At 63.0% G+C, this 22,003-nt stretch carries 18 protein-coding genes; 3 read left to right on the top strand and 15 right to left on the bottom strand.

What is annotated here, in order from left to right; all coding sequences use genetic code 11:
• Positions 1 to 43: 43 nt before the first annotated feature.
• Both P3T16_RS05595 and P3T16_RS05590 read right to left on the bottom strand, forming a co-directional pair.
• A complete protein-coding gene (locus tag P3T16_RS05595; protein ID WP_429341500.1) occupies positions 44 to 538 on the bottom strand; it encodes a hypothetical protein in 495 nt (164 codons plus the stop codon).
• A 223-nt stretch (positions 539 to 761) separates the two neighbouring features.
• A complete protein-coding gene (locus P3T16_RS05590) occupies positions 762 to 1,160 on the bottom strand; it encodes a response regulator (RefSeq protein ID WP_429341499.1) in 399 nt (132 codons plus the stop codon).
• 371 nt (positions 1,161 to 1,531) lie between these two features.
• Between P3T16_RS05590 and P3T16_RS05585 the strand changes: the two genes are divergently transcribed.
• A complete protein-coding gene (locus tag P3T16_RS05585; RefSeq protein ID WP_429341498.1) occupies positions 1,532 to 4,090 on the top strand; it encodes a response regulator in 2,559 nt (852 codons plus the stop codon).
• Positions 4,091 to 4,126: 36 nt separating this feature from the next.
• On the opposite strand, the gene P3T16_RS05580 is transcribed toward P3T16_RS05585, so the two are convergent.
• From P3T16_RS05580 to P3T16_RS05570, 3 genes are all read right to left on the bottom strand, one after another.
• Complete coding sequence (locus P3T16_RS05580) at positions 4,127 to 6,397, bottom strand: ATP-dependent DNA helicase (protein ID WP_429341497.1); 2,271 nt, start codon at positions 6,395 to 6,397, stop codon at positions 4,127 to 4,129.
• Positions 6,394 to 8,199: a VRR-NUC domain-containing protein gene (locus tag P3T16_RS05575; protein WP_429341496.1), complete on the bottom strand. Its 1,806-nt coding sequence runs from the start codon at positions 8,197 to 8,199 to the stop codon at positions 6,394 to 6,396. Before P3T16_RS05575 ends, P3T16_RS05580 begins: the two co-directional genes overlap by 4 nt.
• 105 nt (positions 8,200 to 8,304) lie before the next feature.
• Positions 8,305 to 8,619 (bottom strand): hypothetical protein, encoded by a 315-nt coding sequence (locus tag P3T16_RS05570; protein ID WP_429258788.1) that lies wholly within the window; start codon positions 8,617 to 8,619, stop codon positions 8,305 to 8,307.
• A gap of 124 nt (positions 8,620 to 8,743) precedes the next feature.
• Here P3T16_RS05570 and P3T16_RS05565 point away from each other — a divergent pair, with 124 nt between their 5' ends.
• On the top strand, positions 8,744 to 9,619 hold the full coding sequence (locus P3T16_RS05565; protein ID WP_429341495.1) for a class I SAM-dependent methyltransferase: 876 nt from the start codon (positions 8,744 to 8,746) through the stop codon (positions 9,617 to 9,619).
• 95 nt (positions 9,620 to 9,714) lie between these two features.
• On the opposite strand, the gene P3T16_RS05560 is transcribed toward P3T16_RS05565, so the two are convergent.
• The 4 genes from P3T16_RS05560 to P3T16_RS05545 form a co-directional block, all read right to left on the bottom strand.
• Positions 9,715 to 10,482, bottom strand: coding sequence for an amino acid ABC transporter ATP-binding protein (locus P3T16_RS05560; RefSeq protein ID WP_429258786.1), 768 nt, complete (start codon positions 10,480 to 10,482; stop codon positions 9,715 to 9,717).
• Positions 10,482 to 11,159 (bottom strand): amino acid ABC transporter permease, encoded by a 678-nt coding sequence (locus tag P3T16_RS05555; protein WP_429341494.1) that lies wholly within the window; start codon positions 11,157 to 11,159, stop codon positions 10,482 to 10,484. The genes P3T16_RS05560 and P3T16_RS05555 overlap by 1 nt, the downstream gene beginning before the upstream one ends.
• 23 nt (positions 11,160 to 11,182) lie before the next feature.
• Positions 11,183 to 11,962: an amino acid ABC transporter substrate-binding protein gene (locus P3T16_RS05550; RefSeq protein WP_429258784.1), complete on the bottom strand. Its 780-nt coding sequence runs from the start codon at positions 11,960 to 11,962 to the stop codon at positions 11,183 to 11,185.
• Between the two features lie 281 nt (positions 11,963 to 12,243).
• On the bottom strand, positions 12,244 to 13,155 hold the full coding sequence (locus tag P3T16_RS05545) for a LysR family transcriptional regulator (protein ID WP_429341493.1): 912 nt from the start codon (positions 13,153 to 13,155) through the stop codon (positions 12,244 to 12,246).
• Positions 13,156 to 13,432: 277 nt separating this feature from the next.
• Here P3T16_RS05545 and P3T16_RS05540 point away from each other — a divergent pair, with 277 nt between their 5' ends.
• A complete protein-coding gene (locus P3T16_RS05540; protein WP_429258782.1) occupies positions 13,433 to 13,939 on the top strand; it encodes a GAF domain-containing protein in 507 nt (168 codons plus the stop codon).
• Positions 13,940 to 14,044: 105 nt separating this feature from the next.
• Here the strand turns inward: P3T16_RS05540 and P3T16_RS05535 are convergent, their stop codons facing one another.
• The 6 genes from P3T16_RS05535 to P3T16_RS05510 all read right to left on the bottom strand — a co-directional run bounded on the left by P3T16_RS05535 (position 14,045) and on the right by P3T16_RS05510 (position 21,715).
• Positions 14,045 to 14,338: a DUF4148 domain-containing protein gene (locus P3T16_RS05535; protein WP_429341492.1), complete on the bottom strand. Its 294-nt coding sequence runs from the start codon at positions 14,336 to 14,338 to the stop codon at positions 14,045 to 14,047.
• A gap of 144 nt (positions 14,339 to 14,482) precedes the next feature.
• On the bottom strand, positions 14,483 to 15,934 hold the full coding sequence (hydA, locus tag P3T16_RS05530) for a dihydropyrimidinase (RefSeq protein WP_429341491.1): 1,452 nt from the start codon (positions 15,932 to 15,934) through the stop codon (positions 14,483 to 14,485).
• 53 nt (positions 15,935 to 15,987) lie between these two features.
• Complete coding sequence (locus P3T16_RS05525) at positions 15,988 to 17,499, bottom strand: NCS1 family nucleobase:cation symporter-1 (RefSeq protein ID WP_429258779.1); 1,512 nt, start codon at positions 17,497 to 17,499, stop codon at positions 15,988 to 15,990.
• A 79-nt stretch (positions 17,500 to 17,578) separates the two neighbouring features.
• Positions 17,579 to 18,892 (bottom strand): NAD-dependent dihydropyrimidine dehydrogenase subunit PreA, encoded by a 1,314-nt coding sequence (gene preA, locus P3T16_RS05520; protein WP_429341490.1) that lies wholly within the window; start codon positions 18,890 to 18,892, stop codon positions 17,579 to 17,581.
• Between the two features lie 73 nt (positions 18,893 to 18,965).
• Positions 18,966 to 20,327 carry an NAD(P)-dependent oxidoreductase gene (locus P3T16_RS05515; protein WP_429341489.1) on the bottom strand — a complete coding sequence of 454 codons (1,362 nt, stop codon included), beginning with the start codon at positions 20,325 to 20,327 and terminating at the stop codon, positions 18,966 to 18,968.
• A gap of 119 nt (positions 20,328 to 20,446) precedes the next feature.
• Positions 20,447 to 21,715 (bottom strand): Zn-dependent hydrolase, encoded by a 1,269-nt coding sequence (locus P3T16_RS05510; RefSeq protein WP_429341488.1) that lies wholly within the window; start codon positions 21,713 to 21,715, stop codon positions 20,447 to 20,449.
• Positions 21,716 to 22,003: the final 288 nt, after the last annotated feature.

The following is a 22,003-nucleotide window of genomic DNA, read 5'->3' as shown; positions in this document are numbered from 1 at the left end:
TTATCGTAGCACCGGCAGGCGCGCGTTGTCGGCTCTACAGTATCTATTCCGACGCTTCGCCCGCCGGACTGGCCAGATCGGATGGCGCGAGCCAGTGGAAGGCTGTCAGATCGAGTCCGGAGAATGTGCACTCGGCGGCAGCGGCGGTATAGACCTTCTTTTTCTTTCCCGTCACAGGTTTAGCCGGCGCGCCCGCCTCCACAGCACCGCTCGCCCCAGCAGCAGGTGCTGACGCAACTGAAGCAGCCGAAGCAGCCGAAGCGCCCGGCACACCCGCTGACAGGACAGCGCCGGAGGCCGAAGCAGAGCCTGCTCCACCCGGTGCCGGACCCGCCTGAGAACCCGCGCCAACGCGGGCCGCAGCCCCGGCGCCCGCATGCCCCACCACCACGCCCGAAGCCCCAGCCGTATCAGTTGCAACTTTTGGGGGCGCTTCAAACTGCCCTTCGACCACCACGCGCTCACCGCGAATGCCCGCACCTGTATGCGAGATCGTCAGCTTCTGCGGATACTTCTCAGCGAACTTATCGCGCGTCATCTGCTCGCATGCGTCCGAATTTTTGTAGACAGCCGTACATCCTGCCGAGAGCATCGCAGCAGACGTCGCACATGCGAGAGATAGAGTCCGAATCTTCATTGGTTTTCCGTTGTTCAGGCCGCCGGCAATTGTATCGTACGACCGCGACACGCATGCCCCGCCCGCGACCGGAATTGGCCTGCTACGAAAAACCGGTCTACCGGAAAATGGAAACGTAACCTCGTCAGCCGCGTGCCGCCTTCGGAGGAGCAAGCTCACCGACCAGATCGATCAGCCGCCTTAGCGGAGCCGGCTTGCGAAAAAACGCGGCCCATGGCACCACGCCGACGCCAGGCGGCGATGACGCCGAGACCAGCATCACCGGAATTGTCGCCAGTGCAGGCTGACGCTTCATCTGAAAACACAGTTCGACGCCGTCCATACACGGCATCTCCCAGTCCGTGATCACGACGTCCGGCCGCTCGCGCCGTGCTGCGAGCAGCGCGTGATACCCGTTTTCGACCGTCACGACCCGATGCCCCTCCTGTTCGAGAGCGAGCTTAAGTGCTTCGATGTCGTGGGCGTTGTCATCAGCCAATAAAACAGTGCACATGGAACTCCCGACGCCTTGATGCGTGCTCATACATAATCCTGTGTTAGCAACGACCGTTCCTGCGGTAGTTATTTACTTCCCGAAAACGCGCCGCCGGATTGCTGCGCCGCCACAGGCAAGGCTTCGCAGCACCCGGTGGGGGCGGTGAGGCCAGTTGCCGCTTTCCTCGACGAAACGCCCCAACCGGCTCCCGTTAAACCAGGGGCATGTCACAATGCATACACACGACCCAACGGCCGGACCGTCGTCGCCTCGCGATCACCATGGCGTTTGCGAGGCGGGCACGAACCGTGCAAACCCGATGCGAACCACGTGCGTACCTGCGCGAACCCCGTCCGCGCGTGGCGGTCCCACTTCGTGATCCTGTTCGAAACGCGATCTGACATGTGTGGAGCGGATTCATGGCTTTCCTGACAGAAGACCACGACTGTCCCGGCTGGCGAGGTGAAATGGCCGGGCGCATTCGCGCGTTCAACTGGTCGGATACCGAACTCGGGGCGATCGACACCTGGACGCGCAGCCTGAGCGCAACCGTGAAACTGCTGCTGGCCTCGCCTGTTCCGCTCGTGATGCTGTGGGGCCAGCGCGGCTACATGATCTACAACGACGCGTATGCGGAGTTCGCGGGCGGTCGTCATCCGTACCTGCTCGGCGCGCCTGTCGAACTGGGCTGGCCGGAAATCGCCTCATTCAACCGGCACGTGATGGACACCTGCCTCGGCGGCGCCACACTCTCCTATCACGACAAGGAACTCGTCCTGCTGCGTAACGGCCAGCCCGAAAACGTCTGGATGGACCTGTACTACAGCCCCGTCGCCGATGACGACGGCGCGCCCGCAGGCGTGATCGCGGTCGTCGTGGAAACCACGCGCCGTGTGCTCATCGAGCGTCACCGGCAGATCGCCGAAGCCGCGCTGCGTGACACCAACGAACGGCTGCAACTGGCGCTCAACGCGGGCGCCGTGCTGGGCACGTGGGTGTGGGACATCGAGTCGGACATCGTGCGCGGCGACGAACGCTTCGCACGCACCTTCATGTTGCCGCTCGACGCGACCACGCGAGGCATCCCGCGTGCCGGCATGAATCGCACGGTTCATCCTGGCGACGTCGACCGGATCGATCGCGCGATCCACGCGTCGCTCGAATCGGGTGAACCGTATAAGGTCGAATACCGGATCCAGCAGCCGGACGGCCGCTATCTGTGGATACAGGCCAACGGCCGCTGCGAGTTCGATCGCGAGGGCGCGCCCTATCGCTTTCCTGGCGTGCTGATCGATATCCACGAACGCAAGATCGCCGAAGATGCATTGCGCCAGCTGACCGAAACGCTGGAGCAACGGGTCGCTGATGCACTCGCCGCGCAGGCCGTCGCTGAAGAACAGCTTCGTCAGGCGCAGAAAATGGAAGCGATCGGCAGCCTGACGGGTGGCGTCGCGCACGACTTCAACAACGTGCTGCAGGTGATCAACGGCAATCTCCAGATGCTCGCGGCCACCGTCGGCGGGGACGCGGCCACGCAGCGCCGGATTCGCGCCGCGACCGACGCCGTGCAGCGCGGCGGCAAGCTCGCCGCGCAACTGCTCGCGTTCGCGCGACGTCAGCCGCTGTCGCCGGCGGTGGTGAATCCGCGCCGGCTGCTCGACGGCATGGACGAAATGCTGCATCGGGTGCTTGGCGAAACGGTGCGTATCCATACATCGCTAGGCGAGGACCTGTGGAATGTGCTCGTCGATCAAAACCAGCTGGAGAATGCGCTGCTCAACCTCGCGATCAACGGCCGCGACGCGATGCAAGGCGATGGAACGCTCACCATCGCGGCATCGAATGTCGTGCTGAGCGCCGAAGACTGCCGCGCGCGACCGGAAGCGTCGCCCGGCGACTATCTGACGTTTTCGGTTTCCGATACCGGTGTCGGCATGCCGCCCGAAGTGCTCGAACATGTGTTCGAGCCGTTCTTCACGACGAAGCCGGACGGTCGCGGAACGGGTCTCGGCTTGAGCATGGTGTTCGGCTTCGTGAAACAGAGCGGCGGCCACACGACGATCACGAGCGAGGTCGGGCGCGGCACGACGGTGAAGCTCTTCTTTCCGCGATGCGACGAGCAGGAATTACCGCTGTTGCCGGTTGAGGTCGCGGCGCCGGTCGGTGGCCGCGAAACCATTCTCGTCGTCGAGGACGATGCAGATGTGCGTCTGACCGCCGTCGAGATGTTGACGCAACTCGGCTACAAGGTACTAACCGCATCGGGCGGCGACAGTGCGCTCGAACTGCTCGATACCGGCGTGCATATCGACCTGCTGTTCACTGATGTCGTGATGCCCGGCACGATCCACAGCGCCGAACTGGCGCAGCGGGCGTCGGCGCTACCCACGCCGGTTCCCGTTCTGTTCACGTCGGGCTATACACGCGATGTGATCTTTCACCAGGGCAAGCTCGATCCCGGCGTGACGCTGCTCGGCAAGCCGTATCGACGCGACGACCTCGCGCGCAAGGTGCGCGGCGTGCTCGATGCGCACCGGCGGCGGCAGGCGGAACAGATCCAGGCGCCGCCTGCGCACGACGGCAACGCAGAAGCATCAGCGCCGGAGCCCACACGCGTAAACGGCACGGCGGTATCGGTGTTGCTCGTGGAAGACGATCCCGATTCACGCGCCGCGATGCGCGACCTGCTTGTTGCATTCGGCCTGCAATGCACGGCCGTCCATAGCGCCGAAGAAGCCATCGAACTCGTGCCCGCGCAGCGTTACGACGTGCTGCTGACCGACATCACGCTGCCGGGCATGTCGGGCAGCGATCTCGCGCGCACACTGCGTCGCGTGCAGCCGGGTATTCGTGTGGTGCTGGTGTCGGGATACGGCGATTCGACCGTGATCGGCGATGAAATCCCCGGTGCGCTGCTATTGCCGAAGCCAGTCGATATCGCGACGTTGCGTCGCGAGCTCACCGGAGCGGGCGGCTAGCGTCCCGCCTGCCGCGCACGCTACACGTTCAACGGCTCATCCCACCTGCCACCAGCGCGGCAGTAACTGCCGCACTTCGGCGCGTCGATAGCGGTCGTCGATCAGATGCACGACGCCCGCGTCGTCCTCGGTACGGATCACGCGACCGGCGGCCTGCACGACTTTCTGCAAACCTGGAAACAGATACGTATAGTCGTAGCCCCTGCCGAACTTCGCTTCCATGGTGCGCCGCATCTGTTCGTTGACGGCGTTCATCTGCGGCAGGCCGAGCGTCGCGATAAACGCGCCGATCAGCCGTTCGCCGACGAGATCCACGCCCTCCGAAAACGCGCCGCCCAGCACCGCAAAGCCGACGCCCTTTCCCATTGTCGTGAAGCGGGCGAGAAACGCGTCGCGGCTGGCTTCGTCCATGCCGGGTTCCTGCGCCCACACCGGCAGTTCGGGATGCCGCTCGCGCATCAGCGCGACCACCTGTTGCAGATAGTCGAAGCTGCTCAGAAAGCCGAGGTAGTTGCCCGGTTGGGCCGCGTATTGCGCGGCGATCAGATCGGCGATCGGCACGAGCGAGCGCTCGCGGTCGCGCCAGCGCGTCGACACGTTGCCCGCGACGCGCACCGTCAACTGCTCCGCGCGGAACGGGCCATCGACATCGAGCCAGCCACTCTCCGCCGGTAACCCAAGCGTGTCGCGATAGAAATGATGCGGGCTCAGCGTGCCGGAGAACATCACCGTCGTGCGCGCCGCCGCATAGCGTGGTGCGAGAAACGGCGCCGGAATCACATTGCGCACGCACAGGACCGAGTTGACCGTCGCGCGGCCCGCGTAGCGTTCGGTTGTGAGCGTGACGTCGAAGATCGAATGCGCGCCAAACTGCTCGACGAGCGACGTGAAATGCATCGCATCGAAATAGAAACGCAGCAGCGTTTCATTGCCATCGATCGTGTCGGGCGCTTCGGCCAGTTGCTCCGTCATCGCGCTGATCAGATTCTGCGCGGCCAGTTGCAGACGCGCGGGCACGGCCGCGTGGACCACGTAGTTTTCGGTTTGCGTGCGGTTCAGCGCATTCCATTCGCGCGACAGTTTTTCGAGCGGCTTTTTCAGCGCTGCGGGCGCGGTCTTACGCGCGATCCGCAATGCGGTCTGATCGAAGCTCGCGGTGTACATGCGGCGCGCGCGCTCGAGCAGGTTATGCGCTTCGTCGACGAGCACGGCCACGCGCCACGGGTTCATCTGCGTGAGCGCGTACAGCAGCGCGCTGCTGTCGTAGTAATAGTTGTAGTCGCCAACGACCACATCGCTCCAGCGCGCCAGTTCCTGCGCGAGATAGTACGGACAGACATCGTGCGCGAGCGCCGCCGTGCGCACCGACGCCCGGTCGAGTCGCCCGGATGCGAGCGCCGCGCTGCGTGCGTCGGCAAGCCGGTCGTAGAAGCCGCGCGCGAGCGGGCACGATTCGCCATGACAGGCCTTGTCCGGATGCTCGCAGGCCTTGTCGCGCGCGACGAGTTCGAGCACGCGCAGGGGCAGCGGATCACCCTGCTGACGCAGCGTTTCGATAGCGTCGAGCGCGAGCGCGCGACCCGGTGTTTTCGCGGTCAGGAAGAAGACGCGGTCGATCTGGTCCGCCGCGCACGCCTTCAGCAACGGGAAGATCGTGCCGAGCGTCTTGCCGATGCCCGTCGGCGCCTGCGCCATCAGACATGTGCCATCACGGGCTGCGCGATACACCGATACCGCGAGTTCGCGCTGACCGCTGCGAAACGCGCGATACGGAAACTGCAGCGCGGCCAGCGCCGCGTTACGCGCGTCGCGATGCGCTTCCTCTCTCGCGGCCCAGTCGCTGAAACGCTCGCACTGATCGACGAAGAACGCTTCGAGCGAAGCCGCCGTGTGGTGCTCGGTGAGCAGCGTTTCTTTCTGGCTCGCGATGTCGAAATACACGAGCGTGACGTCGAGCGACGACAACCCACGCTGCTGGCACAACAGATGTCCATACACGCGCGCCTGCGCCCAATGCAGCGCACGGTGGTTCGCGGGCATCGTATCGAGATCGCCGCGATGCGTCTTCACTTCTTCGAGACGGTTCAGCACGGGATCGTAGCCGTCCGCGCGGCCCCTGACGGTGAGGCCACGATGCGTGCCGGTCAGCGTGATCTCGGATTCGTATCCGCTCGCGCGACGCGCGGATACCGTGGCGTGACCCGCGATGCCTTCCAGCGCGGTCGGCGCAGGCGTGAAGCGCAGGTCGAGATCGCCGCGCTTCGCCGCGAATTCGCACAATGCCCGCACGGCGACGATGTAGGTCATGCTGATCCGTTGGCTCTGCCGGCCAGGTCGACCCGGTCAACGATGGGCGTTTCATCAGCCCCGTCGATGCAGACAGCCGGATCGGCGACATCCTTGCCCTCGAGCGGAACCACAGCGCCCGCTGCATCAACATGCCCGTCAGCCCATCGCACGTCGACTACGCGCACGGGCATCTCATGCTGCACGCAGTACTCCAGCCAGCGGATCTGGTTGTCCTGCAAACGGTCGCCGGGACCTTTCACCTCAATCAGTTCATATCGCTGTTCGGCGGGCCAGAAGCGGATCAGATCGGGCAGCCCCGAGCGGTTGCTCCGGATATCGACCAGCAACCGTTCGAACCAGCGCTTCAGATGCAGCGCCGGCAGGCAGTCGAGCGCGAGCGTCAGCAGTTCGGGCGTGAGCAGCCCCCAGAACACGAACGGCGACTGCACGCCGAACTTCGTCTCGAAGTGACGCAGGATCGTGCTCCGATACGCTGCGTTGTCGAGTTGCGCGAAACACGCATCGAACAGCGCGGCGCGACGCGACTGGAAATCGGCCGCGTGGAGATCCGCCGGACCGCGCTGGAACGGGTGAAAGAACGCGCCCGGAATCGCAGCGAAAATCGCGTCCCAGCACAGCAGCCCGAACAGCGAATTGATCAGCCCGTTCTCGACATAGTGGATAGGCGCGTCCGCGCAGCCAAGATGGTCGCGCACGACGTACTCAACTGGTCGCGGTTCGGAAGGTCGCGCCAGCACCAGTTCGCTGCGGGCAACCGGCCGCGCCCTCGCATTGCGCGCGACCGCCTGCCCCAACTGCCGCCGCAGCCGCGGCAACATCCGGGCGACGCGCTGGCTTTCCTCCTCGCTTTCGGGTTGGGTCGCCGCCTGCAACGCCAGCGCGAGCGCCTGATCGCACTGGCCGCTCCGCTCCAGCGCGCGCATACGTCGATGGCGGGCGCCAGGCCAGTCGCAACGCTCGTATACACAGAGCGCGACTGCCCAGTCGTGCCGGCGCTCTGCATGCTGGCCGATACGAAACAGCAGCTTCGCGCGACGCGTTTCGAGCCATGTGTTGTCACTGCGGCACGCCTCGACGGCCGACAGCAGGTTATCGAGCGCGTCGCCTTCGTTCAGGACATCGGGGAGCGTATCAAGGCTATCGCGGCACGCATGCAGCGCGAGAAACACCTCGACATCGGCCCGCTGCTGGAACGCGCGCGACGACGGCTCGAACGCGACGCGCTCGTACTGAAACACGCCAAGGTCTGCGAGCACGAATTCCGACCAGTCCTGGTGCAGGTTGCCGAAGAACATCAACCGCAGACGATCGCACAACGGCGCGATGGTGACACACAACACGCGCTCTTCGGATTGCAGATCCCACATGGAATACCGGCGTGCCTCGCCGTATCGCTCGCGCAGCGTAGCGAGCAGATCGGCCTTGCGGGTCGCGGATTTCACCGGAAGATCGGGAAACAGGCGGGCGAGTTCCGGACGCGTGACGAGACCAGAGAGTTCGTCGAGCGTCAGAAGCGGATCGGGATCGACCCAGCCTCGCGCGACGAGCGGCTGCGCGGCATCGAGCGGGCAGCCGATCTCGTCATACGCGAGCCGGCTCGAACGGAATAACGGCCCCTTGCGCATCAGCATGCGCACGAGCAGCGCCTGGGATGCTTCGGGCAGTTCGTCGAACGACCGCAGGAAATCCCGCCCGGCGGCATCGAGCAGGTCGTCGTAACGTTCCTTGAGCCACGCGAGCGCGCGCTGGAAGTTGCGCAGATAGTAGTGAGGATCGGGAGAAGCCGTCGGCACGGGCATGCGCACAAAAGCTGTATGTTTATACAGCCATCATATCAGGACCGCGACGGGACTCCGGCGCACACGCGCCACGCCCGCCATCGCAGGCGAAGCGCTCGAAACGTTTCACTGCCCCGTCGGCTGCACGTAAGTCCGCACGCCTGCGAGTGGCGAACCGTACCCGCCCGACTGTGTATTGTTCGGCAGACCATTGACGAGTTGCGCACGCGGATCGGTCGGATTCAGATTCATCTCACCGGCCTGCTGGTTGCCGTGCGATGGATACTCGCTGCCGAGCGGCGCGTGCGGCATCAACTTTGGACTGTTGGCGGGCAGGCTCATGTCGTCCTGCGCGGAAAGCCCCTGAGCGAAGGCCGATCCTGTCGCCGCGCACAACGCAGTGAAGAAGACCAAAGACAACAAACGGGGTGGTCGCGACATGCTCGACTCCTTCGAGGTCGTGTATCGACTCATCCAGTGTAGGCGATGGAAAACACGTGCGAGGACTACCTGTTTTCCTTCTGCACGTTTTAATCCGGTCACATGCGGGTGGATAATGAACAGCATGACACGCCATTCCCGACTCCCGTCCCCGTCCCCGGCTCGCGCATTCCGGCGCACCGCCGCAACGTTCTGCGCCGCGCTTATGCTCGCCGCATGCACGTCACCCGGCCCGACCTCAGGCACCGCATCTGCCGCGCTCGACACCGCGCTCGCGGGCCCGCAGCGAACCGACAAGGCAAAAGCACGCGACGTCTACCGTCATCCGAAGGAAACGCTCCAGTTCTTCGACGTTGAAACGTCGCAGACGGTGCTCGAAATCGCGCCGGGCGGCGGCTGGTACACCGACATCCTCGCACCGTATCTGCATGACAGCGGGACGCTCTACGAGGCGCAATACGAGAGCCCGTCGACCGCCGCCGCGGAGGAAGAGAAAGCCAACCGCGCCGCATTCGAGAAGAAGCTTGCGGCGACGCCAGCGGTCTATGGCAAGGTCGTGGACGGCACGTTGCGTGGCGGTCAGTTCAGCGGCTTTCCGGCCAGCGGCAACGTCGACCGCGTGCTCACGTTCCGCAACATTCACAACTGGATCGAAGACGGCGAGATCGACGCGAACCTGCGCGCCTTCTACGCGGCGCTGAAGCCGGGCGGTGTGCTGGGTGTCGAGGAGCATCGCGCGCGGCCGGACACGTCGGTGCAGACCATGATCACGACGGGCTATGTCACCGAAGCCTATGTGATCCAGCACGCTCAGGCGGCCGGGTTCGTGCTGGCCGCACGCAGCGAGGTCAACAGCAACCCGCGCGACACGAAGGACTACCCGAACGGCGTCTGGTCGCTACCGCCGACGTACGAGGGCGGCGACACCGATCGCGCGCGCTTTGCGGCGATCGGCGAATCGGACCGGATGACATTGAAGTTTGTGAAGCCGGCGCAGTAAGCACCGGTTCTCCCCCCGGAACCCACTGGGGCTAGCCGTGCGGCAAGCCGCTGGGGAAAGGTGGAGAAGCGCGAAAAATCGCGCGACGAAAATGATCAGTCGTCCCAGCTGTCCGGCAGTGTCTGCGTCAACGTCGACACGAAGCTGGCGGTTTCCCGCTGCCTCGGGCGCGTGAAGATATCGCGCGCCGGGCCCGATTCGATCACCGCGCCGTCGGTCAGGAACACGACATCGCGCGCAATCGACGCGGCAAGCCGCAGATCGTGCGTCGCCATCAGCATCGTCATGCCTTCCTTCGCGAGCTGCCGCAGCACATCGACCACTTCGGCAGCCAGGCCCGGATCGAGCGCCGATGTCGGCTCATCGCACAACAGCACATCCGGCGACGGCGCCAGCGCCCGCGCAATCGCGACACGCTGCTGCTGACCGCCGGAGAGCGTCGACGGCCACGCGTCCGACTTATGGGCAATGCCCACCTTCGTCAGCAGTTCATGCGCCCGCACGCGCGCGCGTTCAGCGTCCCACTTCTGTACGGTGATGAGCCCTTCCATCACGTTCTCGATAACCGTGCGGTGCGGAAACAGCTGAAAGTTCTGGAACACCATGCCGGTGCGCCGGCGGATGGCCAGCACGGCATCGCGCGAGGGCTTTTCCGTGCGGCTGAATTCGAGCCGCTGGTCGCCGAGTTCGAGCGTGCCGGCTTCGGGAATTTCCAGCAGGTTCACGCAACGCAGCAGCGTGCTCTTGCCGCTGCCGGACGGTCCGATCAGCGCCGTGACATTGCCCTGCGCGAGCGCGAGATCGACCGAGTTCAACACCCGATGATCGCCAAAATACTTTTCGATTTTCTGCAGTCTGATCATCAGTTACCGCCCGTGAAAAGCGCGTGGCGCCCGAAACGCCGTTCGAGCCTGACCTGCGCCGACGACAGCACCGAACTGAACACCAGATAGATCAACGCCGCTTCCGTGTACAGGATCAGCGGCTCATACGTCACCGATGCGATGCGCTGCGCGGCCTGGAAAATCTCCGGCACGGTCAGAACGGCGGCGAGCGACGTATCCTTCACGAGCGCGATGAACGAATTCGACAGCGGCGGCAGCGCGACGCGCGCCGCTTGCGGCAGAATCGCGCGACGCAGTGCCTGGCCGCGCGTCATCCCCATCGAGTACGCGGCTTCCCACTGCCCCTTCGGGATCGATTCGATCACGCCGCGGATGACCTCGGAATTGTAGGCGCCGACGTTCAGCGAGAAACCGATAATGGCCGCCGTCAGCGGATCAAGCACGATCCCGACATTCGGCAGGCCATAGAAGATCACAAACAGCTGCACAAGCAGCGGCGAGCCGCGAATCAGCCAGACGTAGAACCGCACGATAGCCACGGACCAGTTCGGTCCGAAGAGCCGGATCAGCGCGACGGCAAACGCCAGCGCGAGACCCAGCACGAAGGAAATCAGGGTGAGCGGCACCGTGAACACCAGCCCCGCGTACAGCAGGGGCCAGAGTGACGTACCCATCAAATGCAGCCATACCGGCATGATTCAGGCTCGCTTTTGAGGCTTTACTTGGATACGTCTTTGCCGAAGTACTTGTTCGAGATCTTGTCGTAGGTCCCGTCGGCCTTCATGTCGGCGAGCGCCTTGTTGATCGCAGCCTGCAGTTCCGGATTGCCCTTGCGGATCAGCACGCCCGACTGGTCGCTTTCAGAAGATTCATCCAGCGCGGCGATCTTCACCTTCGCGTCCGGCTTGTGCTTCTTGAAGTCGAGGTACGACAGCGAATCGTTCACCGTCGCATCGACGCGGCCCGACGTCAGCAGGTCGATCGATTCGTTGAAGCCTTGCACCGGCACGACTTCCGCGCCGTGTGCGGCCGCCATCTTGCCGAAGTTGCTGGTCAGCGTGTTCGCCGACTTCTTGCCCTTCAGGTCGTCGAAGGTCTTGATGGTCGTATTGTCCGAACGCACGATCAGCGCCGCGTGCGACGTGATGTACGGGCTCGAGAAATCGTACTTGGCCTTGCGTGCGTCGGTGATCGATACTTCGTTGATCACGGCGTCGTAGCGGTTGGCATCCAGGCCGGCGATCAGGCCGTCCCACTTGCCTTCGATGAACTCGGCCTTCACGCCCAGACGCTGCGCGATCGCGCGGCCGATTTCGACGTCGAAGCCGGTCAGCTGGTTCGACGCATCGTGGAACGTGAACGGTGCGTACGTGCCTTCGGTGCCGATCTTGAACACGCCCGCCGATTTGATCTGCGCGAGTCCGTCAGCGGCGAAGGCCGAGGTTGCGACGACAGCCTGCAGCAGGCCGACCAGCAGAATGGAGCGAATCGATTTCATCAAATAGTCCTCTTGGTGTTGTAGGTCCGGCTTCGGCGCGCTTTGCGTGTTTGCAATGCTACCGGTCCGAAGAGCGCAGCGGACTGTAGCAAAGACCCCTTATTTCCACAAAGCATTTCGATGGCGATTTATATTACTTATAGTTATAAAAAGGTAGGCTGAGCCGCAGGAAGCACGCGGCGGGCAGAATGATACTGCGGCGACGGAACGTTCGCCTATCGGGCCGTTGCTTTCAAAGTTGCTCCCGGATGTGTAGCGCGCCGCTTCGCTAACGTGACTGCCTACGGGCTATCGATCGGCGCTGCTGCGTAAAAGGCCGTCGCATAGTCGACGAACGCGCGCACTTTCGCGGGCATGAATTTGCGGTTGCTATACGCGAGCCGCAACTCAATATCGTTGTCGAGCAATTCGTAGTTTTCCAGCAGTTGCACGAGCCGGCCATCACGCAGTTCGTCTTCGATCAACGAGCGCGGCAATGCGCCCAGCCCGAAGCCAATCAGCACCATCTCCTTTCTTAGCGACGCGTTGTTGGACGAGATCTCAACGTTCAGATCGACGGTCGTTTCTTCGTCGTCGCGCCGAAAGCGCAGAGGCAAACCCTGAATCGACGGCGACAGCGCGACGAAATCATGTCGCACGAGGTCTTCCGGCGTGTCGGGGCGCGCGTGCGTCTTCAGATAGGCGGGCGACGTCACCACGACCATCGCGATGCGCGTGAGCGGGCGCGTGATCATCTGATCGCTCGTCAGCATGAACGGCAGCAGGATGCCGAGATCGTAGCCCTCCTCGATCAGATCGACGGGTCGCTCGCTCAGCGTGAGATCGAGATGCACCGTCGGAAACTCTTTCTTGAAGCCTGCTATCAGCGGCACGAGCAGGTTCACGGTGGCGGTTGTGTGCGCAACCACCCTGAGCACACCCGTCGGTTCGCTCACACCGTGACGCGCCTGCGCTTCCAGCGCATCGAGTTCCGCCAGAAGCCGCGAACAGCCCTTGAAAAACTGCTCCGCGACTTCGGTGGTCGAGATATGACGCGTCGAACGTTGAAAGAGGCGCACGCCGAGGCGCGTTTCGAGTTCGCTCACCGAGCGGGAAATGGCCGGCGTCGACAGACCGTGTACCCGCGCCGCGCGCGTAAAACTGCGAACTTCGACTACGGTGCAGAAGATACGCAGCGATTCGAGGTGATCCATGGGCGTCCTTTCTTCGACGCACGCAGGGGCGATTCATCTGCAGCCGTGACGTGAGGAATATCGGCGTCCCGATGCGGGCATACGTGCCCGATTATTGTATGCGTTGACGAATAAACGCGTTGCGGGCAGCGGACGTGCCCGGACTGGCGCGACCGGTGTGGTGTGCCCGCGGGCAGGATTGAGCCAAAGGTGGGAGAATCACGGCCCGGGCTGCGTCAGTTGCGGCCCGACGCCACGCAGGCGTCTTTCTTGCAGTGACTACGCAGGGTATACCGCCATGTTTCAGGGAACCGTCTCCACCGCGTTGCCAAAGCGCGATTTCTATATCGAGCTGGCCGCACAGGCTCGCGGACTGCTCGCGGACGAAACGAATCTCGTCGCCAATGCCGCGAACCTTTCCGCGCTGCTGTTCAACGCGATGCCGGACGTGAACTGGGCAGGCTTCTATTTTCTCGTCGAAGGCGAGCTCGTGGTCGGACCGTTTCAGGGCAAACCAGCATGCGTGCGTATCGCCATGGGCCGCGGCGTGTGCGGCACCGCCGCGCAAACCCGCGAGACGCAACTCGTGCCGGACGTCAACGCATTCGCGGGGCACATTGCGTGCGATTCAGCGTCGCGCTCAGAACTGGTGGTGCCACTCGTGATGCGCGATGGCGCGCTGCTTGGCGTGCTCGATATCGACAGCCCGCTCCCGTCGCGTTTCACCGAAGAAGACCGCGACGGCATCGAAGCGATCGCTGCCGTGCTGGTGGCGACGCTTACCCCCTCAGACGCTGTTCTATAACGAGCGGCGTCCACGCGCGTAAAAAACCGGATGCCACAAACGGACATCCGGTTTAATCGACGCCACACGGGCCGGTAGAGGACAACGGGCTTCAGGCTTTCGATCCTACTGCCCGCCCGACTGGGCCGAGCTGGTCGTACCCGCGCCGTAGCCCGTGTCGCCGGGTGCACCCGCGTGGTTTGCGGCCACTTTCGCCTCAGCGGTCTCAAGATCGACCGGATAATTCACCTCATTCATACCGGGGTGGTAGCCTGCCCGTTCGAGTTCAACAAGCTCGGCTTTCACCTGTGCGCGCGTGACCGTGTTGTTCGACTGCTGCGCATACGATGCGAGCGGCGCGGCGAGCAGCGTGGCAGCAGTCAGGGCAGCAGCGGCGACACCATATAGACGGGCTTTCATGACAACGACCTCCAGATCTTCCGTGTGAACCGCTTCAGACACCATGTATGAAACGCGTGAGATCAGGATAGTCAAAGCATTCGCCCGCTTAAATCCCTCCATCGGTAAAAGATAATCACAAAAAAAGTGAAGAATCGCGCACGCTCAACGCGCTACCGGCTCCACTGCCTTCAAACGATTGGCGACGCGCACCGCTTCGAAATATGCCGGGTTGGGTGGCCGCTTCAGATAGCGTCCCGCGCCGCGCTGCGCGCGCAGATCGCCATTGGCCCACGCCACGTGACCGCGCGACAGCGTATGCGTCGCCACGCCCTGCACGTTCATCCCTTCGAATACGTTGAAGTCGACGTTCTGGTGATGCGTCTTCACGGAGATCGTGCGCGTCGCCTTCGGATCCCAGACGACGAGGTCCGCGTCGGCGCCCACTTCGACCGCGCCTTTGCGTGGATACAGATTGAAAATCTGCGCGGCGTTCGTTGATGTCACGCGCACAAACTCGTTAGGCGTCAGGCGCCCCGTATTTACGCCGTGATGCCAGAGAATCGACATGCGGTCTTCGACGCCGCCGCAGCCGTTCGGAATCTTCGTGAAGTCTTCCCGTCCCATTGCCTTCTGTGACGCGCAGAACACGCAGTGATCGGTTGCAGTGGTGTGCAGATGGCCGCCCTGCAGCCCGCGCCATAACGCATCGCGATGCTCTTTCGTGCGGAACGGCGGGCTCATCACATGCGCCGCCGCACGTCCCCAGTCGGTATCGCGATAGACCGATTCGTCGATCACGAGATGTCCCGCGAGCACTTCGGCGAAGACACGCTGGCCTTCGCTATGCGCGCGGATCACGGCATCGAGTGCATCTTTAGCGGAAACGTGCACGATATACACGGGCACGCCGAGCACCTGTGCGATGCGGATGGCGCGATTGGCCGCTTCGCCCTCCACTTCCGGCGGTCGCGACAACGGATGCGCTTCCGGTCCTGTAAAGCCGCGCGCGAGGAGCTGGCGCTGCAACTGGAACACGAGCTCGCCATTTTCCGCGTGCACCGTCGGCAGCGCACCAAGTTCAAGCGCGCGTGCGAAACTGTTCACGAGGACCTCATCGTCGGCCATGATCGCGTTCTTGTAGGCCATGAAGTGCTTGAAGCTCGACACGCCATGCTCGTGCACGAGCGTCCCCATGTCGCGATGCACCGACTCGTCCCACCACGTCACTGCGACGTGAAAGCCGTAGTCCGACGCAGCCTTCTCAGCCCAGCCACGCCAGTCGTTGAACGCCGCCATCAGCGGCTGGCGCGGCGACGGGATCACGAAGTCGATGATGCTGGTCGTGCCGCCCGCGAGACCGGCAGCGGTGCCGCTATAGAAGTCGTCGCTGGCTGTCGTGCCCATGAACGGCAGTTCCATATGCGTGTGCGGATCGATGCCGCCAGGCATCACGTATTGCCCGCCTGCGTCGATCACGGTCACGCCCGCGGGTGCGTCCAGATCGACGCCAATCTGCGCGATGGTCCCGCCTTCTGCGCTGTCATGACACAACACGTCGGCGCGATATGTCTGGTTGGCGTCGACCACCGTCCCGCCACGAATCAGGGTTGCCATGCTGCAGTCTCCTTCGGTTGACTCTCAACGCTACACGCATCGAAACGGCCGGTTCAGGCGCGCGCGATACCCGGACTTGCACGCTTGCCGAGCTTCATCCACACGCCGTAGATAATCGCCGCCAGCGCCAGACCCACAAACCATGCATACGTATAGAGCGTGTTGAACACTTCCGGCACGTTCGGGAACGCAGCGGGAAACGCGGTATGCAGAAAGCCCGGCAGATTCGGCAACACGCCGATCGCCAGCGAGACGACCGCCGCCATGTTCCAGCCGCCCGTGTACGCATATTCGCCGTTTTCGTCGAAAAGTTCGTGATGATCGAGACGCGTGCCGCGAATCAGGAAGTAGTCGACCATCATGATGCCCGCTACCGGACCGAGCAGCGCCGAGTACCCGACGAGCCACGTGAAGATATAGCCCTGCGTGGTCGCGAGAATCTTCCACGGCATCATCACGATCGCGATGGTCGCGGTGATCATGCCGCCCGTCTTGTATGAAATGCCCTTCGGCCAGAGACTCGAAAAATCGTAGGCGGGCCCGACGAGATTCGCCGCAAGATTGCAGCACATCGTGTCGAGCGTCAGGATGATGAGCGCGATGCCCACGCCGACGCCTGTCATACGGCTCGTCAGGTCGATCGGATCCCAGATTGCCTTGCCGTAGATCACGACCGTCGCGGACGTCACCACCACCGAGATCACCGACAGCAAGGCCATTGGAACCGGCAGGCCGATTGCCTGACCGACCATCTGGTCGCGCTGCGTCCGCGCAAACCGCGTGAAGTCCGGAATATTCAGCGCGAGCGTCGCCCAGAAACCGACCATCGCCGTAAGACCCGGCCAGAACGTGACCCAGAAAAGACCTTCCTTCTTGCCGCCCGCAGCGAACTGCGAAGGCGTCGACAGCATCGAACCGACGCCGCCCGCTTTCGACGTCGCCCACCACACCAGCGCGATACACATCACCACCTTGATCGGCGCGGACCAGCTTTCGAGCCAGCGAATCGAATCGGTGCCATTGACGATGAAGTAGATCTGCAACGCCCAGAACGCGAGGAAACACGCGGCCTGCCCGATCGAAATGTCGATGAATGGCAGCGGCGTGCCCTGCAACGCATTGCCCGTGAGAATGTTGAGCAGCACGTAGATCGCGCTGCCACCCAGCCACGTTTGAATGCCGTACCAGCCACACGCGACGATTGCCCGCAACAACGCCGGCAGTTTCGCCCCTTGCGTGCCGAACGACGACCGCACGAGCACCGCATACGGAATGCCATGCTTCGCGCCCGCATGACCGATCAACAGCATCGGCACAAGCACGATGAGGTTGCCGAGCAGCACCGTCGCCACGGCCTGCCACGGCGACATACCCTGCTCCGTCAAACCGGCCGCGAGCATGTATGACGCGATGTTCATCACCATGCCGACCCACAGCGCGGCGAAGTGATACCACTTCCACGTGCGCTGCGCCTTGCCGGTCGGCGCGAGGTCGTCGTTATAGAGCGAACTGTTGCGTACGCCCGGTTGCAATAGCGAATCGCTGGTTCCAGCAGACTGATTCATCGAAGGCTCTCCCATCGTCGAAAAACTGGCGCATCGTCGTTAAGTGGTGAAGTGCGATGCGTCCAGCGTGTGTAGACCACTAGGCCGCGTGTGCGGATACAGGTGCTGGTGCTACGGTTTCGTCGGTTGTTGCTGTGACTGCAGAAGGATTGTTCGGATGCGTGGTCCAGTTCGAATACGCGCCCGCATCGACGCGCTCCATCGTGATGCACTGATCGACCGGACACACGTGCATGCAGAGGTTGCATCCGACGCACTGCGCGTCGACCACTTCGAAGTGACGCACGCCATCTTTCTCGCGGAGGATTGCCTGATGCGCGGTGTCCTCGCACGCGATGTGGCACAGGCCGCACTGGATGCACTTGTCCTGATCGATGCGCGCCTTGATGTCGTAGCTGAGGTTCAGGAACTTCCAGTCAGTGACATTCGGCACGGCACGTCCGCGAATATCGTCGAGCGTTGCATAGCCTTTTTCGTCCATCCAGTTCGACAGGCCATCGGCCATGTCGGAGACGATGCGAAAGCCGTAGTGCATCGCAGCGGTACACACCTGCACGCTGCCCGCGCCCAGCACCATGAATTCGGCGGCGTCGCGCCACGTCGTGATGCCGCCGATGCCCGAGATCGGCAAGCCTGGCGTTTCAGTATCGCGCGCGATCTCCGCAACCATGTTCAGCGCAATCGGCTTGACTGCAGGGCCGCAATAACCGCCGTGCGTGCCTTTGCCATCGACGGTCGGCAGCGGCGCCATTTCGTCGAGATCCACCGCGACGATGGAGTTGATCGTGTTGATGAGCGACACGCCGTCCGCGCCGCCTTTGTATGCCGCGCGCGAGCCGAGGCGGATGTCGGTGATGTTTGGTGTGAGCTTCACGAGGCAAGGCAGGCGCGAGCCTTCCTTGACCCAGCGCGTGACCATCTCGATGTATTCCGGCACCTGCCCCACGGCTGCGCCCATGCCGCGTTCGCTCATGCCATGCGGACAGCCGAAGTTCAGCTCGACCGCATCGGCGCCGGTGTCTTCGACAAGCGGCAGGATCCACTTCCAGTCACGCTCATTGCACGGCACCATCAGCGAAACGATCATCGCGCGATCGGGCCAGTCGCGCTTCACCTGTGCGATCTCGCGCAGGTTCTCGTCGAGCGGACGATCGGTGATCAGTTCGATATTATTCAGGCCCGCGATGCGCTGGCCATTCCACTGCACCGCGCCGTAGCGCGAGCTCACATTGACGACATGCGGATCGAGGCCTAGGGTCTTCCACACGACGCCGCCCCAGCCCGCTTCGAATGCGCGATTGACGTTATAGGCCTTGTCGGTAGGTGGCGCGGAGGCCAGCCAGAAAGGATTCGGCGACGTAATGCCGGCGATGGTGCAACGAAGATCGGCCATATCTGGCTCCGTGGGGTGATCGCTTTTTATCACTGCGCGTTGCATCGAGGCACGCGCCCTGCTCGTACCGTCGTTACGCTGCGCGCATCGCCGTGCGTGCGAACACGCGATCGATCGATGCCGCTGCGAGCTTGCCGTCCTGCACCGCCTGCACAGTCAGATCGAGACCGGTGGCCGCGCAGTCCCCGCCTGCCCAGACGTTGTCCAGCGACGTACGTCGTTCTTCATCGACTGCGATACGTGTGCCGTCCGTTGTCAGGATTTCAGCATCGAGTCCTGTCGCGACGAGTGTCTGGCCGATTGCCTTCAGTACGACATCGGCGGCGATGGTGAAGCGCTCGCCTGTGCCGACAAGGCGTCCGCCGTCTTCGTGCGTGCGCTCGAATTCAACGCCGGTGACCGTCCTGCCGTCACCCAGCAAACGCACGGGTTGCGCGTACAACACGATCGATACACCCTGCGTCTGCGCGAATTCGCGCTCTGCCCACGTCGCGCTCATAGCGTCGAGGCCGCGCCGGTACACCATCGAAACGCTTTCGGCGCCGAGCTTGCGGCTTTGCACTGCCGCGTCGATCGCGGTATTGCCGCCGCCGATCACCACCACGCGACGGCCGACCGGCAGCGTCGAAAGATCGTCCGCCTGACGCAGGCGCGCGATGAAATCGACGGCGTTTTCGACGCCAGCCAGCGCTTCGCCTTCGATCTGCAACGCCTTGACGCCCGTTAGGCCGACTGCGAGAAACACTGCGTCGTGTTGCTGGCGAAGCTCAGTGAGCGTCACATCTCGACCGAGCGCGACACCCGTCTCTAGTTCGATGCCGCCGACTGAAAGCAGCCAGTCGACTTCCCTTTGCGCGTATTCATCGACGGTTTTATAAGCGGCGATGCCATATTCGTTAAGGCCACCGGCTTTGGGGCGCGCGTCGAATAGCGTCACGCGATGACCGCCAAGCGCTAGCCGATGTGCGCATGCAAGCCCAGCCGGGCCCGCGCCGACTACAGCAACATGTCGACCCGTTTCCGCCGCACGCCTGAACAGCCTGAGATCACGCGCCATCGCCCAGTCGGTTGCATGACGTTGCAAAGCACCGATCGCGACGGGCTTTTCGTCCTGATGGTTGCGCACGCAAGCGCCTTCGCAAAGAATTTCCGTCGGGCACACTCGCGCGCACATACCGCCTAACGGATTCGCGGAGAGAATGTCGACCGCGGCGCCTTTTAGATTGCCGTTGCCGATCTTGCGGATAAAACCGGGAATATCGATCTGCGTGGGACACGCGTTCACACACGGTGCGTCGTAGCAGTAGTGACAGCGGCTCGCGGCAATCGCCGCCGCGCCGGGTTCAAGCAACGGCGCGACGTCGGTAAACTGACACGCGAGCTGGTCGGCCTGTAGTCGGCCTGCGGCGATATCGCCGGTTTCCTTCGTAGCCATGCGCGTTCCTTCGACAAGAGAAACAACACGAACCCGCTGGCTTTGGCTTAAGCCAGGCCAGCATCGAAATCAGGAAACAATCTTCAAAGAGCGTCTAGCAGAGAGGGGTTGGGCAGCGGCTACGAAGCGGGCTCACACGCTCGCTCCAGCATCGCGTGCAGCAGTACGTTCGCGCCCGCTTCGATCCATTCGATCGTGGCGTCTTCGATCTCGTTGTGACTGATGCCGTCGACGCACGGCACGAACACCATCGATGTCGGCGCAACCTGCGACAGATAGCAGGCGTCGTGACCCGCGCCTGACACGATGTCGCGATTGGGATAGCCGAAGCGTTCGGCAGCCGCGCGGACTGACTTGACGCAAGCCGCGTCGAACGCGACCGGCTTGTAGTAAAAGATCTGTTCGAGCTGCGTTTCAAGGCCGATTTCGCCCGCAATGCGCGCGACGCCCTCACGCAGCTCCGCATCCATCTGCGCGAGCACGGCATCGTCGGGATGACGGAAGTCGACCGTGAAGAACACGCGCCCCGGAATCACGTTGCGTGAGTTCGGATACACCTGCATCATGCCGACCGTCGCGCAGCCGAACGGCGCGTGATTCAGCCCGACGCGGTTCACGAGATCGACCACACGCGACGCACCCAGCAACGCATCGCGCCGACGCGGCATCGGCGTCGGACCTGCATGCGCCTCCTGCCCGGTAAGCACGATCTCGTACCAGCGCTGACCTTGCGCGTCGGTCACGACCCCAATCGTTTTGTGTTCGGCTTCGAGAATCGGGCCCTGCTCGATATGCAGTTCGAACGCAGCATGAACCGGCCGGCCGCCGCACGGAATATCGCCTGCGTAGCCGATACGTTTGAGTTCTTCGCCGATCGTCTTGCCGTCGACGTCCTTGCGCGAAAGACCGTAGTCGAGGGTAAACACGCCCGCAAACACGCCGGATGCAACCATCGCCGGCGCAAAGCGGGAGCCTTCCTCGTTGGTCCAGATCACGACTTCGACCGGATGCTCGGTCTCGATGCCGTAATCGTTGAGGCTACGAATGACTTCAAGGCCACCGAGCACGCCGTAGATGCCGTCAAAACGACCACCCGTAGGCTGCGAATCGGCATGCGAGCCGGTCATCACCGGCAACGCCGATGCATTGCGGCCCGCGCGTCGCATGAATACGTTGCCCATCTGATCGACGCTGACGGTGCAACCCGCCTCCTTTGCCCAGCTGACGATCAGGTCGCGCCCTTCGCGATCGAGATCCGTTAGCGCCAGACGGCAGACGCCGCCTTTAGGCGTCGCGCCGATCTTCGCCATCGTCATGAGACTGTCCCAAAGACGCTGGCCGTTCACCTTGATCGACACGTCGAGCCCTGCTTCCGTCACTGCGTTCATCAGTCTCTCTCCTCACCGAATCGGGACATTCAAATGGGCCATTCCGTACGCAAACGCGGTGCATCGCCGACACGTCGTGGGGCATCGCGCCCGCCTGCGGTGCACACGGCGAGCTTCACCGTCTACGTGTTTTCCCTGCTCAACCAATCCTGTCCAGTTGGACAGGTTGTAGACGATTACCGGCTATATTTCAATGACTTCTCACTGAGCGAAAAGCGTGCCATTGCGCTGCAACATGCCGGAAGGCACGTCGTTCGCCTGTGTACGACACTACGCGTTTGCAGGCCG

The sequence above is a fragment of the Paraburkholderia sp. GAS42 genome (genome assembly GCF_050436565.1).
Taxonomy (GTDB): Bacteria; Pseudomonadota; Gammaproteobacteria; order Burkholderiales; family Burkholderiaceae; genus Paraburkholderia.
This window is presented reverse-complemented; position numbering and strand designations above follow the sequence as displayed.